The following is a 374-nucleotide window of genomic DNA, read 5'->3' as shown; positions in this document are numbered from 1 at the left end:
GCGCCCATGGTCGCCAGGGCGTTGTCCAGCAGCACGGTGTTTGGCTTGTGCGCTTTGTAGTTGCGGGCGAACCAGATCTTGTAGATGCCGTTGTCCAGGGCGACGATGCCTTCGGACGGCAGTACACGACGGATGTCAGCCACCATGCGCTGTGGGTAGACCGGGAAGCGGTCGTCGTCGGCGCCTTCGGCGATCTGTGCTTCGTTGGCTTCACGGATGGCCATCAGGCGGGTGAAGTCCCAGTGCGACGTGTCGTTCAGTGCTTCACTGATCTGCCACACGGCGTTGGCGATGTCGCCGATCACTTCTACTTGCGGGAAGTACACGGCATCGACTTCGGCAGAGCGGAAGTTGATGTGGATGACTTCGGTGCC

Annotated in this window: 1 pseudogene; it reads right to left on the bottom strand. The window is 61.0% G+C overall.

The features are described 5' to 3' along the window. A pseudogene (locus ACF8FB_RS18020) lies at window positions 1–374 on the bottom strand (acetolactate synthase large subunit); the annotation flags it as partial.

The organism is Pseudomonas sp. yb_2 (assembly GCF_043103905.1).
Lineage (GTDB): Bacteria > Pseudomonadota > Gammaproteobacteria > Pseudomonadales > Pseudomonadaceae > Aquipseudomonas > Aquipseudomonas alloputida.
The sequence above is the reverse complement of the archived record's forward strand: the minus strand, read 5'-3'. Positions and strand labels throughout refer to the sequence as shown.